The organism is Streptococcus equinus, from assembly GCF_900104225.1.
Taxonomy (GTDB): Bacteria; Bacillota; Bacilli; order Lactobacillales; family Streptococcaceae; genus Streptococcus; species Streptococcus equinus_D.
Genome location: NZ_FNJK01000002.1, coordinates 12,975 through 30,099, shown reverse-complemented (window position 1 = coordinate 30,099; position 17,125 = coordinate 12,975). Strand labels below are relative to the sequence as shown.

16 protein-coding genes are annotated in these 17,125 nt (G+C 36.7%); 1 reads left to right on the top strand and 15 read right to left on the bottom strand.

Going from position 1 to position 17,125, the window contains the following annotated elements; all coding sequences use genetic code 11:
- Positions 1-2: 2 nt before the first annotated feature.
- From BLP98_RS02935 to rsmD, 10 genes are all read right to left on the bottom strand, one after another.
- Positions 3-1,748, bottom strand: a complete 1,746-nt coding sequence (locus tag BLP98_RS02935) for an ABC transporter ATP-binding protein (RefSeq protein WP_074481837.1) — start codon at positions 1,746-1,748, stop codon at positions 3-5.
- Positions 1,738-3,483 carry an ABC transporter ATP-binding protein gene (locus BLP98_RS02930; RefSeq protein ID WP_074481836.1) on the bottom strand — a complete coding sequence of 582 codons (1,746 nt, stop codon included), beginning with the start codon at positions 3,481-3,483 and terminating at the stop codon, positions 1,738-1,740. Before BLP98_RS02930 ends, BLP98_RS02935 begins: the two co-directional genes overlap by 11 nt.
- Before the next feature lie 114 nt (positions 3,484-3,597).
- A complete protein-coding gene (locus tag BLP98_RS02925; RefSeq protein ID WP_074481835.1) occupies positions 3,598-4,104 on the bottom strand; it encodes a VanZ family protein in 507 nt (168 codons plus the stop codon).
- Between the two features lie 9 nt (positions 4,105-4,113).
- On the bottom strand, positions 4,114-5,214 hold the full coding sequence (gene rlmN, locus BLP98_RS02920) for a dual-specificity RNA methyltransferase RlmN (protein ID WP_074481834.1): 1,101 nt from the start codon (positions 5,212-5,214) through the stop codon (positions 4,114-4,116).
- Between the two features lie 20 nt (positions 5,215-5,234).
- The gene (locus BLP98_RS02915; protein WP_074481833.1) at positions 5,235-5,795 is read right to left on the bottom strand and encodes a YutD family protein; all 561 of its coding nucleotides are present in this window, start codon (positions 5,793-5,795) and stop codon (positions 5,235-5,237) included.
- Positions 5,796-5,824: 29 nt separating this feature from the next.
- Entirely contained in the window at positions 5,825-7,153 is a 1,329-nt protein-coding gene (locus BLP98_RS02910) for a bifunctional metallophosphatase/5'-nucleotidase (protein ID WP_074481832.1), read from the bottom strand.
- A 111-nt stretch (positions 7,154-7,264) separates the two neighbouring features.
- Positions 7,265-7,513 (bottom strand): DUF3923 family protein, encoded by a 249-nt coding sequence (locus BLP98_RS02905; RefSeq protein ID WP_074481831.1) that lies wholly within the window; start codon positions 7,511-7,513, stop codon positions 7,265-7,267.
- A 138-nt stretch (positions 7,514-7,651) separates the two neighbouring features.
- Positions 7,652-8,737, bottom strand: a complete 1,086-nt coding sequence (locus BLP98_RS02900) for a SepM family pheromone-processing serine protease (RefSeq protein ID WP_074481830.1) — start codon at positions 8,735-8,737, stop codon at positions 7,652-7,654.
- Positions 8,715-9,212: a pantetheine-phosphate adenylyltransferase gene (gene coaD, locus BLP98_RS02895; protein ID WP_074481829.1), complete on the bottom strand. Its 498-nt coding sequence runs from the start codon at positions 9,210-9,212 to the stop codon at positions 8,715-8,717. Before coaD ends, BLP98_RS02900 begins: the two co-directional genes overlap by 23 nt.
- Before the next feature lie 31 nt (positions 9,213-9,243).
- On the bottom strand, positions 9,244-9,783 hold the full coding sequence (gene rsmD, locus BLP98_RS02890; RefSeq protein ID WP_074482228.1) for a 16S rRNA (guanine(966)-N(2))-methyltransferase RsmD: 540 nt from the start codon (positions 9,781-9,783) through the stop codon (positions 9,244-9,246).
- A gap of 133 nt (positions 9,784-9,916) precedes the next feature.
- On the opposite strand from rsmD, the gene BLP98_RS02885 reads away from it, so the two are divergent.
- The gene (locus BLP98_RS02885) at positions 9,917-10,756 is read left to right on the top strand and encodes a hypothetical protein (RefSeq protein ID WP_081341156.1); all 840 of its coding nucleotides are present in this window, start codon (positions 9,917-9,919) and stop codon (positions 10,754-10,756) included.
- Between the two features lie 109 nt (positions 10,757-10,865).
- On the opposite strand, the gene asnA is transcribed toward BLP98_RS02885, so the two are convergent.
- The 5 genes from asnA to BLP98_RS02860 form a co-directional block, all read right to left on the bottom strand.
- Positions 10,866-11,858 (bottom strand): aspartate--ammonia ligase, encoded by a 993-nt coding sequence (gene asnA, locus BLP98_RS02880; protein ID WP_074481828.1) that lies wholly within the window; start codon positions 11,856-11,858, stop codon positions 10,866-10,868.
- A gap of 332 nt (positions 11,859-12,190) precedes the next feature.
- On the bottom strand, positions 12,191-13,396 hold the full coding sequence (locus tag BLP98_RS02875) for an MFS transporter (RefSeq protein ID WP_074481827.1): 1,206 nt from the start codon (positions 13,394-13,396) through the stop codon (positions 12,191-12,193).
- Positions 13,397-13,497: 101 nt separating this feature from the next.
- Positions 13,498-14,580 (bottom strand): MmcQ/YjbR family DNA-binding protein, encoded by a 1,083-nt coding sequence (locus tag BLP98_RS02870; protein ID WP_074481826.1) that lies wholly within the window; start codon positions 14,578-14,580, stop codon positions 13,498-13,500.
- A 72-nt stretch (positions 14,581-14,652) separates the two neighbouring features.
- A complete protein-coding gene (locus BLP98_RS02865) occupies positions 14,653-16,431 on the bottom strand; it encodes an oleate hydratase (protein ID WP_074481825.1) in 1,779 nt (592 codons plus the stop codon).
- A 111-nt stretch (positions 16,432-16,542) separates the two neighbouring features.
- Entirely contained in the window at positions 16,543-17,106 is a 564-nt protein-coding gene (locus BLP98_RS02860; RefSeq protein WP_074481824.1) for a TetR/AcrR family transcriptional regulator, read from the bottom strand.
- Positions 17,107-17,125: the final 19 nt, after the last annotated feature.

Here is a 17,125-nt window from a genome sequence, read left to right as displayed (position 1 = left end):
GTTTATTTTTCCATCATACCTGCTTGCAGTTGATACATACGATGATAAGTTCCTTTCAAACTTAGCAATTCATCATGAGTTCCTGACTCAATAATCTTACCTTTGTCTAGGACGTAGATACAGTCAGCATCTTGAATGGTTGATAAGCGGTGAGCAATGGCAATGGTTGTACGACCTTGACGCATTTTCTTCAAAGACTCTTGAACAGTGTTTTCCGTTTCTGAATCAATGTTTGCTGTCGCTTCATCCAAAATTAAAATCTTCGGCTGACTAGCTACGGTTCTTGCAAATGCCAAAAGTTGACGTTGACCTGTTGAAAAACTTGAACCACGTTCTGTCACTTTTGTCTCATATTTATCAGGTAATTTTTGAATGAACTGATCAGCATCCACAAAGGCTGCGGCAGCTTGAACAGCATCATCAGAAATATCCTGATACATTTTAATATTAGATTTCACAGTACCATGATACAAGAATGGTTCTTGCAGTACCAAACCAACATTTTTATGCAAAGCTTTTTTAGAATAATCACGAATATCTTTACCATCCAGTAAAACTTGACCTGATTGGAAATCGTAAAACCTCATAAAGACATTAATAATTGATGACTTTCCTGATCCAGTCGATCCTACAAAGGCAATCGTCTCACCTTGATTAACCTTAAAGGAAATATTGTCTAAAATCCGGCGTTTTCCATCATAAGAAAAACTCACATTTTTAAACTCAATATTGCCATCTTGCACAAAATCTAACACACCATTTTGTTCAGGTTCATATTGCTGTTCATCAATCAAATCAAACACCCGTCCAGCTGAAACCATTGAAGTTTGCAAAGTTGAAAAATTCTGAGTCACTTCAATCAAAGGATCAAAAAGACGATTAACGTATTGGATAAAGGCATACATCAAACCAGCAGAAATACCAATTTCCATTCCACGAAAACCAAAATAAGCCATTAAAATAGCATATGCTAATAACTTCAGAAGTGACATAGCAGGGCGCAAGAAAAGACTATCTAATGCCATCGAACGATTAGCATAAAACACATGCTCTTCATTGATAGCTTCAAATTCATCTTTCAAACGCTCTTCTTGACTAAAGGATTGAATAATTCGGATCCCTTCGATGCTCTCAGACAATTTACTGTTAATATCTGACAACAATGCACGTGTTTTTTCAATCACACTTACCGATTTTTTGCGATAAAGATTAACCAAAACAAAGATAAATGGCAAGAAAATCACAACCCAAGCTGTCAATGTCGCATTCAATTTCAACATCGTTAACAGAGTTACTGAAAAGATAAAAATAGCCGAAATAAAGCTTGATAAAAGGCCTGAAAACATATCACTGATAGCTTCAGTATCATTTGTAATACGAGAGACAATAGAACCCGCGGGAGTTTTGTCAAAGTAAGCCATACCAAGTTTTTCCATGTTTGCAAAGGCATCTCTTCGAATATCTCTAACAATGCTATAAGACACACGCGCAAAGAAGAAATTTCCAAAATACTGGATAAGCGTCTGCAAGACATACATGAGGTAATAACCAACTAAAATCAGCATGGCAGTCTGATTCATATCCGTCAAAAAATGATCAATAAAGTAAGAAGCAATCAGTGGAATCAGACTCTTAACAACCGTTGTTAGTAGTAAAAGACCTAGAGCTAAGGCGGTTAAGAATTTATAAGGTTTGAGATAGCTCATGAGGCGCTTAAATACACGCCACTGATTTGCATTATTCTTCATCACTATCTCCTTCCATTTCTAATTGCTGAGCTTCATAAGTATCTGCATACCAGCCACCTTGCTTAATAAGATCCTCATGACGCCCTCGTTCAATGATATGCCCATCTTGCAAGACTAAGATTAAATCAGCATGAACCACCGCACTCAAACGATGTGCTGTGATAATTGTCGATTTATGTTGACGAGTTTGCTTAAGATTCTCAATAATAGCATGTTCTGTCTTAGCATCTACTGCTGACAAAGAATCGTCCAAAATCAAAATTTCAGGATCAAGAATCATGGCACGACTCATAGCAATCCGCTGTTTTTGACCACCAGAAAGACTAACACCTTTCTCACCAATCAAAGTTTCAAAGCCATCCGGTGTTGCCATAATGTCATCATAAACTCGAGATAACTTCGTTGCTGCTTCAACCTTTTCTAAAGAGGCATCGGGATTTCCAAAACGAATATTTTCTAAAATACTAGTGGCAAATAAAAATTGATCCTGTGGGACATAACCAATCAAACGGCGTAAATCAGATAACTTGTAATCCTTGATATTGTTGCCATCAAGCATAATCCGACCATCAGTCAAATCATATTCACGTAACAACAAACGAATCAAGGTAGTCTTACCAGAACCGGTCTGCCCAACTAATCCCAGCGTTTGCCCCTGTTCTAGAGCAAAATGAATATCTGATAACGTCTCCTCATTTTCATAATGAAACGAATCAATATCATAAACCAAAGTACCATTCTGAATAGTCTGCAAAGGCTGTTTACTTTCTTGGACATCAGATGTTTCTTTCAAAAGACGATTAATACGATTATAAGAGACAGAACCGCGTTGAATCATATTAAAAAGAAAACCAATTGCCATTAAGGGCCAAACTAGCATATCTAAGTAAGTGATAAAGGTTACTAAATTACCAACCGTCACTTGACCGGCTGATACCATAAAAGCTCCCATCAACAATGACAAAACATAACTTGCCCCGATAAATAAAAGCACTAAAGGATCAAACATGACATCATATTTCATGGTTTTCATGTTCTTAACAAAAGTCATGTCATTGATTTCTTGAAAAGACTGAAGTTCATCTTCTTGATATCCAAATGACTTGGTTACTTTGATACCTGACACGGACTCCTGAACCTTATTATTTAATTCTGAAAAGGCAGCTTGAGATTTTCCAAACGCTTGGTGAGTCTTTCGTCCTAAACGACTTGTTGCATATGCCATAAATGGCAAAGGAATCACCGCTACCAAGGTCATTTGCCAAGAAATACTAAAAGCCATTGTCACCAAAGTCACAAAAGCCGTAATTGTTGCATCTACTGCTGACATAACTCCAGCGCCTGCTAAACGTGTCAGCGCATTAATATCATTAGTAGCATGCGCCATCAAATCACCCGTACGATGTTTTTGATAAAAACTAGGTGACATTTTTGTAAAATGATCAAATAAGCGAAAACGCATAATCTGACCAAGACGATACGACGTTCCCAAGATATACATTCGCCAAATATAACGTAAAAAATACATAGCAAAAGCTGATAAAACCAACAAGAATAAGCTCATCAGCAATTGCCCTTGTGTTAACTCACCAGATGTCACTCGATCAATAACTCCGCCCATAACTTTTGGAGGGACAAGGTTTAAAATTGCCACCAAAATAAGAGCAAGAATTCCAATAATATACCGTTTTTTCTCCAGCCTAAAAAACCACCAGAGATCCTTTATAATTTTCATTAAAACCTGCTTTCTAGCTGATATTATACACCCTTGAGTAGACTCTAAGTCAAGTTTCCTGCCCTAAGCTTCTCATATGAAAAAGGTCAGGAGTTTTTCCTGACCTATAAATAACTACTTGTGATATTTTTTGTAAATAACTGTGTAAAGCCCCAAAGCTAGTAAGCCACCTAATGAATTAGTCCAAAGATCATCAATTTCAAAGACCCGATTAGCATTATAGAGTAAGTCTACAAGCAATTGAGTCGTTTCAATCACTAGACTCACTCCAAAAGCAAATAGCCAAGCTCTCTTCCAATGACGTAGTTTTGGAAATAGCCAAATCAATCCCAACATCAAAGGAAAGATAAGAAACATATTGGTGACATTTTGCGCAAATACCCAAAATGCTTCAAAGGCACTATCAAGCTGACCAATACCAATCAAACTGTTAAACGGCACCAAAAGCAAACGTAAGCGTCCATAATAAATGATATTGGGTGTCTCAACCCCATCGATTTTAAATGGTTGCGGACTAAAACACAAGAAACAAAGAGCAATAATATAAATGGCTACTAAAGTTAATGTCAGTTTTCGTCCTAAACTTGTCAATTCAAGTTTGTCATCAAATATCTTTCTCATCATCTCTTCTTAGTTTGCTTTGCTAGCTTTTTGGCGGTCACGTTTCATTGTATTTGAACGCAACTGACCACATGCTGCATCAATATCAGTTCCGTGTTCTTGACGGACAACACAGTTAACACCATTTTTCTTAAGAACATCGTAAAAGGCTGCAACGTGTTCTTTACTTGAACGGCGGTATTGGTCGTGTTCAGATACTGGGTTATATGGAATCAAGTTAATATATGATAATTTGCGGATTTTTTTCGTTAAATCAGCCAATTCTTGTGCATTTTCAGGTGAGTCATTAACGTCATTTAACATGATGTACTCAAATGTCACACGACGGTTAGTTGTTTCAACGTAGTATTCAATCGCAGCAAAGAGTTTTTCAAGTGGGAATGAACGGTTAACACGCATGATTTGTGAACGTAATTCATTATTTGGCGCGTGAAGAGAAACAGCAAGGTTAACTTGCAAGCTTTCATGAGCAAATTCACGAATTTTATGTGCCAAACCAGATGTTGAAATAGTGATGTGACGAGCACCAATTGCCAAACCATTGTCGTTGTTAATGGTACGTACAAAACGAAGAACATTGTCGTAGTTGTCAAATGGTTCACCAATCCCCATAACAACAACATGGCTCACTCGCTCATCTTGACCACGTTCGTCAAAATATTTTTGTACCATCATGATTTGTGAAGTGATTTCACCACTTGTCAAATCACGTTGTTTTTTAATCAAACCACTGGCACAGAATGAACATCCCATATTACAACCGACTTGTGATGTCACACAGACAGACAAACCATAGTGTTGACGCATCAATACAGTTTCAATCAACATACCATCTGGCAATTCAAATAGGTATTTAACCGTACCATCTGATGCTTCTTGGACAACACGTTGTTTTAATGGGTTAACGCAGAAATTTTCGTTTAAAATAGCGATAAAATCTTTTGAGATATTAGTCATCTCTTCAAAAGATTGGACACGTTTACGGTAAAGCCAATCCCAAATTTGTGTTGCACGGAATTTCTTTTCACCGTGTTCGATTGCCCATTCGATAAGTTCATCACGTGTTAAACCGTAAATAGAGGGCTTCATGTCCTTAGTTTCTGTTTGCATTCTGTAAATTTATTTCCTTCCTATTTCTCTTTGCGGCGAATGACAAATTGTTTTGCCGACTGAATTTCTTTTTGTTGTTCACGTTTTTGGTGACGTTCACTGCGTCCTTTGTTTTCTTTACGTTTTTGGCTAGTAAAGTGTTGATTACCAGAACGCTCAACTTTTTTCTTACCAGATGAACGTTTTTGTGATTTATGACGTCTTGCTTGTTTTTCTTCTTCAGATTTCACAGGACGTGGTTCTTTATTTTCAAGAACAAAATAAGCACAGCCAAAATTACAATATTCTTTAAGGTAGTCATCTAAACGTGAAATACGATTAGCCTTTTTAACGTCTCGGTCATCTTTGTAAAAACCTTTTAGACGCAGTTGCTCATTTCCCCAATCTCCGACGATGTAGTCGTATTTAAGCAAAATCTCTGAAAAACGTTGACTAAAAGCTGTTGCATCAAAAGCATCTTTTTCATTAGCCAAAATCAACAATTCAATATCATCGCTTTTGACACGATCAGAAAACGCCACAAACTGTGGACCAGGGAATTTATTGTAATTGTACATTTCAGGAGAGATATCTTTTCTCATCGGTCTCCTCTCTTCATCCATCGTAAAACTTATTCTTTATGTCTCAGGTAGTCTTCTACCAGTTCTCGAAGCAATTCAGGAAAAAGCAGCTCTGCTTGATGCGATTTTATGCTTTCAAAATAGCGAGCAAAATAATATTGATCAACCAAGACTAGACTGACAGTGTCCTTTTCATTCGTAACCTTTTCATTATACACTATTTTTCCGTTTTTGTAAGCAAAGCCACTTGTTAAAACGGTCCCAAATTCCTTACCACGAAATCCCATTCCACGAATTTGTTGTCTGGCCAGTAATTCTGCTTGCGAATAGACATCCTGACAAATTTCTGCTAACTCAGCAGTCGTAATTTCTAACCTTGCTAATCGCATTTGGTGCGGAAGCGAATGGTGCAAGGTATCTTTGGTTATTTTCTTAGTAAATGGTTCGACAACTAAACCAGAATTTATCATAGCAAGATCTGCATGAGCATAGTCTTTCATAGCATCCATAACTAGCTGACAAGAAGACTCTAAACTCAAATCCTCATCAAATTGCTTAATTTCTTCTTCATCTAAAAGCTGACGTCCATCTGAAACAATCTCTTCTACCCACTCTTTATCACCAGGTTTGCTAGCCATATGACTGGTTTCATGTGCGTGAATGGTGATGTCTGTTAATTCATGATTATCAAAGCTTAGATTAATTTCACCAAGGAACTGACCATATTTACCCGCTGCAGCCATATAGGTGCCGTTAAGGCATGCTCCATCTTCAAAAACATGGTGCGTGTGTGCTCCTATAATCAAATCAATTTCTGGGCATTTTGCAGTAATTTTCTCGTCCCAAGGAAGTCCTAAATGACTGAGTAAAATTCTAAAATCAGCTTTCTGTACTTCCTTGATGGCAAGATCTCTTTTTAAACACTCTAAAGGGTCAAGAACTGTCCAACCACCTGGTTTATAAGTCAAATAATAAGGAAAAGTATAGGCTAAAAAAGCAATTTTAGTTCCTGCTTTGGTCTCATAAATTTTATAAGGTACTGCCCAGTCGGGGCGACCATTATCGTCTTCTAAGTTTCCTAAAATAATATCAAATTCAGCCTCTTGGTAAACTTGATTTAACCAGTTTTTAGCTAAACCAATACCTTCATTATTTCCAAGCGTCGCAAAATCAATCTTTAAATCATTTAGCAACTGAACATTACATTTTCCTTTACTAACATCCGTCATTGGATGCCAGCGGTCAATATTATCGCCAATATCAAGACGGATCACTTCATCTGTTTCAGGATATTCTTGAAAATAACGTTTGATTTTTGGATAGGTCTCAAAATGAGAGTGCCAATCATTTAGATGTAAAATCGTTAGCTTTTCTGTCATAAAAATATTATAGCATTTTCCGCCTCAATAGTGATATTTCAGTGGTTTTACAAATCTATGATTAATAAAAAAGCTAGACAAGTCATCTAGCTTTTAGATATGATATTGTACTCAGCGGGTATTCTGATGCTTTTTTGCCACCTTTACAATTTTAATAAACATATAGGTAATTCCCTGGAACATCCATAACGAAGCATAGCAGAGCACCCAAACGGAGAAAGTTATCCATTTCATTCCTAAGGTCTGATATACACCATGACCATCAACTGACCTGATAAAGATTAACAAACTAACATCTAAAAAGATAAATAAGGCTGCAATATTAAAACCTATGATCAAACGCTTCTGCCAGTTTGTCATATACTCCTCCAATCTTCTTATTTTTTCTGCTCTATTTTAAATCATTGTAATCAATAAAGCTTAAGAAATTATTAACCGATTAAACCAGACCATAAAAAAACTCATCCCTAAACGAAGTAGAGATGATGTTTTTTATGATTAATTTGTGCTTCTCAAGTAATCTATAGCTTCTTGAACTGTTGTTACCGGAACAATTTTCATATCTGTATTAAGATCTTTTGCTGCTTCTTTGGCTTCTTCGTAATTTGTTTTAGCATCAGGATCTTTTTTCAGTGTTTCTTTATCAACAGGATTATTTGGAACAAAGAAAATATCTGCACCAGACTTAGCAGCCGATACAACTTTCAAACCAGCTCCGCCGATATCACCAACAGAACCATCTGATTCAATCGTACCAGTACCTGCAATCTTACGTCCCTTACGCAAATCTTCATTGTTCAACTGATCATAAATATCAAGGGTAAACATCAAACCAGCACTTGGTCCACCAACGCCGCTCGTATCAAAATTCACATCAACATCGGATGACACTTTGGTATGGTCAACCAAGCCAATTCCAATACCATTTTTACCATTTGGAAGTTCAATGATTTTACCAGAAACTTCCTTATTTTTACCATTTGACGTTTCTTGAACAGTAACCTTAGATCCAAGATCCAAATCAGCAACGTAAGCCATCAGTTCTTGTGAACTCTTAAAGGTTTTACCGTTCACACCAGTCACAGTATCGGCCAGATGCAAAAGCCCTTTGAAGGTCGAATTTTTGGTCACGTTTAAAACATAAACCCCTTCATAATCCAATTTAACATCTTTTCCTGCTAAGGTTAAAGCTTGATAGGTCGCTGTATTTTGTGACGTTTCCATATAATATTGGTTAATGCGCATATAATCTTCATTGCTGTAGCCACCTGTAGTTGCAGCTGCAGTTGAAATTTCTGTATGCGGAGTTAACCAAGCATAAACTAGTTGTGCCAAGGTTGCCTGACTCACACTCACGGCTACAAAGTTGTAAGAACCTTTGTCCTTATCAGCCTTTTTATTAACCGTTAAAACACTACGAACATCGTAGGCACCACCTGGCATTTCAATGTAATAATCAAGTGGATAAAATAAACTAAAGATGAGAAAAACTGTTCCCACAGCCCCTAAAATCCACCATTTTAAGCGGTATAAAATACGACCTAACTTTTTCAAAATCCCTTTAAATGCGTTTAAGATTGTCATATTTTTCCTCCACTTTTTTCACAACACTGTCTGGGACAAATGCTGAAATATCAGCCTGAAAATGTATCAATTCACGCACACGACTGGATGACACATAATGCCATTCTGGAGAAGTGAGTAAATAAACACTCTCAATATCACTAGCTAGATGATGATTGAAGAAATCCATACTCCCTTCATATTCCAAATCTTTAGCATCTCGAATTCCTCTGACCAAATAAGCAGCCTTTAATTCTCTTGCCACATCAACAGCCAAAGAATCATGTGCTGTCACTACGCTAACATTTGAATAAGGTTCTACTGCCTCTTCTAGCATCTGTTTTCTCTCAGCAATCGTGAACAGACCAGATTTATTTCTATTGTATAAAATCCCCACGTAAAGCGTGTCAAAGAGCTTACTTGCGCGTGCAATGATATCAAGATGCCCATTTGTCACAGGATCAAAAGACCCAGTCACCAAACCAATTTTAGCCATGTTGCCTCCATTAGTGAAAAATCATTTCTGTTTATCTAATATAAACCGTTACTTTACTAATTCCATAAGTTTTTTGCTTCCAGATACCAAAGTTTGAAATCTCTTCTGGCAAATCAACTGATTTATCTGTTTCACAGACGATCATGACATCTTCAGATAACAAGCCAGCCTCTTCCAAGTCAGTAATATTTTTGACAATTTCTTCTTTAGCGTATGGTGGATCTAAAAATACCAAATCAAACGGTCCTTTGACCACTCCAATCGCTTTATTGGCATCCATTTTCATCAAATGAAATTGCTTTTCAGCTTTCGTCATTTTGATATTTTCTGTGATAATCGCTTGCGCTTGACGATTACGTTCCACAAGAACAGCCTCGTCCATTCCGCGTGAGATAGCTTCAATTGCTAAACTACCACTACCAGAAAACAAATCCAAAACACGTCCACCCTCAAAGAATGGACCAATCATATTAAAAATAGCGCCCTTAACCTTATCAGTTGTCGGACGAGTAATTTTTCCATCGAGCGTCTTCAAAGGACGCCCACCAAAATTTCCTGCTACAACTCTCATAAGAACCATTATAGCAAAAATCAACTAAAATGCCTTAAAAAATCTTCAATCGTATTTACAGTCAAAATAAGATTTGATATGATGACTGGGATATTTTTAATTATCAAAGTTTTTTTAGGATAAAGGAATTATGATGAATTTTAAAAATTTCTTTAAAGACAAGAAAAATCTCGCTATCACAATCTTGTCAGTTTTGTTGATTGGTAGTTTCTCGGCTCAAGGTAGTCAATACAACGATATTACTCAAGCTGAATCAAAAATTGAGCAACTCAATAAAGACATCAACCAAAAACAAGATGACTTAAAAGATAGTCAAAATCAACTTAGTGATTTTAAAAAAGAAAATGCCAAATACATTGAATTAGGTAAAAAAGAATACCAAAAAGTAAAAGCAATCGAGGATGAGGCTGAAGCTGCTGTCAAGAAATTAGAAAATGACCAAACCCAAGCTAATCTCGATGCAGCTACAACCAAAGTCAATGCTGTTAATGATACAAAGGTTAAGGAAAAGCAAAAACGTATTGCTTCTGTCAAAACGGCAATGGAAACCAAAAAACAGCAAGAAGCTTTAAATGCTGCTGAAACTGCAGTTAAAAAACTAGAAAACGATCAAAAACGTGAAAACGTTGATGACGCTAAAAAAAAAGTTAATGCTGTAGCAGATTCCGCTAAAAAAGAAGCCTTCAATAACCGTATCAATGCCGTCGTTTCAGCAATTGATGCCAAAGAAGCCGAAGCTGCTCGTCAAGCTGAGGAAGCAAGAAAAGCTGAAGAAGCTAGACAAGCACAAGAGCAAGCTGCCGCTGAAGCTGCTCGTCAAACACAGGAACAAGCCGCTGCTGCCGCTCAACAAGCGCAACAACAAGAACAAGCCGCTGGTGGATATAAAAGAGATTATCGCGGTAGATGGCACCGCCCAAATGGACAATATGCTTCAAAAGCAGAAATTGCCGCTGCAGGTCTACCTTGGTAAAATACATAATCCAAAGGTCGTTAGAATTTTTCTAGCGACTTTTTTACAATCAAAAAGCCGACTGAATATCAGCCGACTTTTTTTAGTCCTTAAATTGAGGTTTCTTCTATTAAAGAATGTTATCGTAAGTGTCACGAACTTCTTTTGGCCAAACACTTGATTGAACTTCACCAATGTGTTTCTTACGAAGTAAGAACATTGCCATACGTGATTGACCGATACCACCACCAATTGTAAGTGGGAAGAGACCATTGAGAAGAGCTTTATGCCATTCTAATTGCAAACGGTCTTCGTCGCCAGTAATTTTAACTTGGCGTTTAAGAGCTTCTTCGTCAACACGAATACCCATTGAAGACAATTCAAATGCAGAACCTAAAGCTTCGTTCCAAACGATGATATCACCGTTAAGACCATGGTAACCATTTTCTGATTCAGAAGTCCAGTCATCGTAGTCAGGTGCACGACCATCATGACGTTGACCATCAGGCAAAATACCACCGATACCAATAAGGAAAATAGCTCCATATTCTTTAGCAGCAGCATTTTCACGTTCTTTTGGTGTCAAATCTGGGTAACGTTCTACCAATTCTTCTGTGTGAATAAAAGTGATTTTCTTAGGCAAAACAGCTTCAATATCAAAACGAGCTTCTACTGCCAATTCTGTCAAACGAATAGCTTTATAAACTTGTTCAACTGTTTCTTTCAAGTATTCGATGTTGCGACGACCATTTGGAATAACTTTTTCCCAATCCCATTGGTCGACATAAATAGAGTGGATTGGGTCTAATTCTTCTTCATCTGGACGGAGAGCTTTCATGTGTACGAAAAGCCCTTCTCCTTCATTGAAGCCGAAACGTGCTAAGGTATGACGTTTCCACTTAGCAAGTGAATGAACAACTTCATATTCAGCATCAGGAATACGTTTAACGTGCACAGATACAGGATGTTCAACGCCGTTCAAATTATCTTGCATACCATCCCCGACCTGGCTAAGAATAGGTCCTTGCACTTCAACGATGCCAAGTTTATCAATCAAATATTGAGTAAAAGTATTCTTGACAAAAGAAATCTCCTGCTGTTGATGAATAAAGCTTTTCTTCATATGCTCCTCCTTAAAAAATTTTTTTAAATTTGAAATACCAAAATGATAGTGAGTAATAGTGAGGTTTATTTTGTATTTCGTGATCGCTTTACAACGATAGAGCTATTATACACCTATGTTTTTAAAAAATAAACACTTTTTTGCAAATTTTCGCAATATTTTTGATTTTTATGTTAGATAATCTAACAAAGAATGGAAATTTGGCCATTTATAGGCATTTTTCAACTTAAAAATTAACTTGAATGATTAAAAAAATTGAAACTCCAAACAAAAACGACTTAATTTTTTCTAATAATCAAGTCGTTGTCGAAATAGTATTTAAATATAGACAGTTAACCATTACTTTGTAATAACTTCAAGAAAATAAGGCTCAGTATCATAACAGAAATGCCAAGATAGAGAAGATTTCCAGGATTACTTGGACTAAAAATGATTGTAAAAAGAGCTGTTCCAAGGGGCATAAATAAAATAGCAACCGTAAAAACAATTCCTAATACTCGTCCCAAATATTCACTAGCGACTTCTCTTTGAACTAAAGAAAAAGAATGAATGTTAAATAAGGTCATAAAAATCCCAGAACCAACAGGCGATAAAACCATTAAGAAAAGCTCAGCTTTCACAAAATAAAGTACAGGAGCAAGTGCGACAAAACCACCAAAGACAAATAACATAGCCATTAATTGACCAGTTGATAATTTTCGTCTCATTTTTCCACTAACCACCGCTCCAATCACTCCGCCAATAGCTTCTGCGGTCAAAAAAGTAGCATAAATATCTCCAGTGATTTTTGGAAACATTTGATTCCCATAAGGAAGTAGGAGGCTGTAACCTGCCATGAAAAAATTGACTCCAGCTGATAGAGCAATCAAGAGATAAATCTGACGATTACGGATAACATACTTAAAGCCACTAACTAAATCGTCGAAGATGACCTTGACTGAAAAATCATCGTTCTTACTCGTCTCTTCTAAAATGGGTTGAACAAAAGCTACAATCAAAGCTGATAACAAAAACGACAAGCCATCTAGAATCAAAGCCCCATTAATGCCAATCACATGATAAATCCCCAAAGCAAGCAAAGGAACAATGATTTTAACCAGCGTAGCAACCGTCTGCAGATAAGAATTAACTAGTGTAATCTGTTCTTTTTCAACAATTTCTTTGGTAAAAGCATTATAAGCTGGCGTCGAAAAAGCTGACAACAATGCCAACAAAGCATTTGTCAAAATCACCGCATACATCAACCACGTTTGTTGAGTGATAAAAGACAGAATCAGACAGATTAATCCACTTAAAAAATCAGTTAATATAATAATTTTCTTTCGCCGAAAACGGTCCGCTATCACACCACCAAAGAGATTAAAAAGAGCGCCAATGATATTTTCCATTGATTGATAGATTCCCACTAAAACCATTGACTTGACATTCATACTAGCCAAAAATGAGTTATTAACATAATCAAATAAGACATCTCCAACTTTTGAAATTGTACTACTCGTAACCAAAAGGCCAGTATTTTTCTTCTCAATTTTTTTCATACAAACCTCCTTTTTCAGACAGTATACGCTTGAAAAGGTCGTTTTGCAATATTCTTTTAAATTATTTTCAAAAAAGCACCGCACATCGTACGGTGTTTGATTTATCTTAGTAATGGTTTAATGTAAGCAATCAATTCTTTGGTCATTCGTCGTGGGCCGCGTACAGCTTTAACACCACAGGATTTTAGATGTTCAAAAGTTACTTCATCATCAGAAAACGACTGAACCAATTCAATTTTCATTAGTTTCTTAATAGAAGTATCATCTCGATAAGCGTTATTTGGGATATCAGTTTCAAGGACTCGACAGAAATAACGAACCGCCTTAATCGGTGCAGTCATGTAAATCGCGACATAATCACCTTTTTTAATACTTGCTTTTTGCGTCCATAAAATGGTTTTACTTGCTGCAAATTCCGCATCAATATCATAGTACTTGGGGTTAGCTGGGATAATCCAATAATCTGAACCACTACCACTCCCTAAAGACTTCCCAGCCACCAAAGCTCTGCTATTATCCACCAAAGAAAAAAGTAAATCATCTGAAACAGTCTCATCCAGAACCACAGTCACCCAAGACTTCTTATTCATATGATAAGAAGGATAAATACCTGCTGTCGTAAGCAAGTCAGACATTTTCTCTGGATTAACCTTGATGTTAATAACCTCAATTTTCTGCTCCAGTTCTACCTGCGACCACTGCTCCTCACCAAGGTCTAATTTGCCACGCGCAAGCGTCATCACAAGACCATACCACTTCTGATTTTCAGGATAGCGAAAAGAAGAGAACTCAGGATATTTTTCAAAAGGATGGTCAAAATCATCGCCATAAGTTGCCTTTAGATGATTTGCAAGACGATTCATTTGGTCACTAGCAAATGGCAGAGCTTCAAAGCAAGCTTCAGCCACTCTTTCAAGAACGTCTTGATAAGCTTCTCTGACCTGTCCAATAAAATTCCCACTCGCACTAGCAACATGAAGTGCTAAATACTCTTCTCCTAGGTCTGTATCCATCACTTTGCCACCGACCTGCCCATCTGCTGAAATGTGAAGCCAAACCTCAAAATCACCATTAAAAATCTTCTCACGATAATCATAACCAGTCTCAGATTTCACAAATCCAAACGGCACTAAGCGCTCAAATACCACGCGCTTTTTTCTAAAAATATCCGATTCAGATGGCATAGGGACTCCTTTCATTTAGCATAAGTATAACAAAAAAAGACTGGAATAACATTTTCCAGCCCTTTCTTTTTATCATTGAATGAGGTGATATTCTTGCAAAAGTTTTTCAATATCAGTTCCTTCAACTTTTCGTAAAAATTGTTTCAAGATAAATTTTTCAACAAAATTCAAATCCATCTCAGTAATTGGTTTACCATCTCGAAGAGCTACTGTTGCATGTAGCAAATCACGAATATCATAAGTACTTCCCCATACTTCTGGGACGCCCCTATCCACACCGAGTAAGGTGTAGACAGCTTCCATACCAGTTCGAATTGAATATTCAGTTGTAAAAATGGTATCACGTTCAGTTTCTGCAAATTGACCTAGAAAGGCAAAATTAACAGCACCATCTGGAACAACATCTGGGCGGTCTCCTTTTTCACGTGGCATAAAGAAAGCTGTAATATAAGGCATCATACAAGGAACAGTCCTAGCGCTTTTGCTTGCCAAGGTTTCAATCTTATCAACAGGAACACCCAAATGATAAAGCCACTCTTCACAGATTTCCTTACCTGTACAATCACGCATTGGCTTTTTAATGAAATTACCTTCCTTATCAGTAAATAGCGCATAAACCCAAACAACTAATTCATTCTTAGCTTGATTTCTAAATTGCGGTTGGCGATTAACAGTCCAACTTAAAAGCCAATTAGAATCTTTTACTGTGACAATACCACCAGTAACTACTTTACCCGAAAATGGATCACGTTTACAAATCTTTTGAATATAAGATGGAATCTCACTATCTAAAGTAGTCACAGTAGCACTCATCCAATTTGACTCTTCTGGTGACGAACAAAACTTATCAGGATGACCAAAAGCTTTATCCTGTGCAGCAATTTTACGCCACATATCCCAACCGCTACCTTCTCTGATGTCCTTATCAAAGATTGCGGCTTTATCCTGACTACCATAGCTAGAATTTTCCACACAACCACCATTTGTGATGAAGACAAAGTCATTTTCAGTCAAATCAATACTAGCCATATTACCATCTACAAGCAGTTCAATCTTTTTAGCTACTTTTTTCTCTTTTTGACAATCAAATACAACATTGACCACTTTTGTATTATAGTGGAAAACAACTCCAAATGACTCTAGGTATTTAACCATTGGCAAAATCATTGATTCATATTGGTTATATCGTGTAAATCGCAAAGCAGTAAAATCAGGCAAGCCACTAATATGGTTAATGTATCGTTTTAAATAACGTTTCATTTCTAGAGCAGAATGCCAATTTTCAAAAGCAAACATTGTTCGCCAATATAGCCAGAAATTCGAATTAAAAACTTCATCATCAAAAATTTCATTAATTCTCTTATTATATAGTTCTTCATCTGGTGTAAAGAACAGTTTCATAATTTCCAAAGCTGCTTTATCAGATAAAGCAAATTTCTTATCTGTGTGAGCATCTTGCCCTTGTTTTTCCGTAGCTCGACAAAGAGAGTAGTTTGGATCAGCTTTATTCAACCAATAAAACTCATCTAGAACACTTACCCCTTCTGTCTCAATAGATGGAATAGAGCGGAAAAGCTCCCACATACATTCAAAATGATTATCCATCTCACGACCACCACGCATAACATAACCAATGTCACTGTATTGATAACCATCACACGCCCCACCAGAAATAGGCTCTTTTTCAAGAATATGGATATTTTTACCTGGCATTTGAGCATCTCTGACCAAAAAACAAGCCGCAGATAATGACGCCAAACCTGAACCAATGATATAAGCGGACTTATGGTCTACTCCAACAGGTTTTAAAGGATGTGCAAATGCTTCATAGTTACCACTTGAATAATACATATCGAGAACCTCCATCGTTTTTGTTATCTTCATTATAGATAACAAAAAGAGGTCATCACAATAAACAAAAAAGACCAAATGATAAATTTTTTATCATTTTTAGTCTTTTGATTAATTATTTTTTTGATGATAATGTTCCAGAGCCGATACAATGTTGCCATGTACAAGGATACTCAATCGAGCCACAATGTCTTCTGGATTTTCTTTCATATCATTTTTTATCCAATCCAGCATCAAACCTACCAGGGCGTATTTGTAAAAATCAGCAATAAATTCTTTTTGCTTATCATTCACCATTAACCCAATTGCTTTTTCTTCAACGACATCAATCATTAATTGATAAGTTAACTGATAAAGGTAACGCTCAATTTGTTCCCGACTAACAGAATGATAAACATTCATGATAAAAGGTTTATTCTCCCTAACGGCTTTAAAAATATCAAGTAGACCAGTTTCCCAACTATCATAGTGCCTATTGTTTCCCAAAGCTTTTTGAGCATCCTCAACACATGACCATTCCACCAAGTCATAAATATCCTTGAAATGATAATAAAAAGTCATGCGATTAATCCCACAATCCTCTGCAATATCCTTAATAGTAATCTTGGTAAGTGGTTTTTCCAATAACAAATGCTTTAAAGACTCTTCCAAAGCCCGCTTCGTAACCTGAGTCATAATTTCTCCCTTTATCACT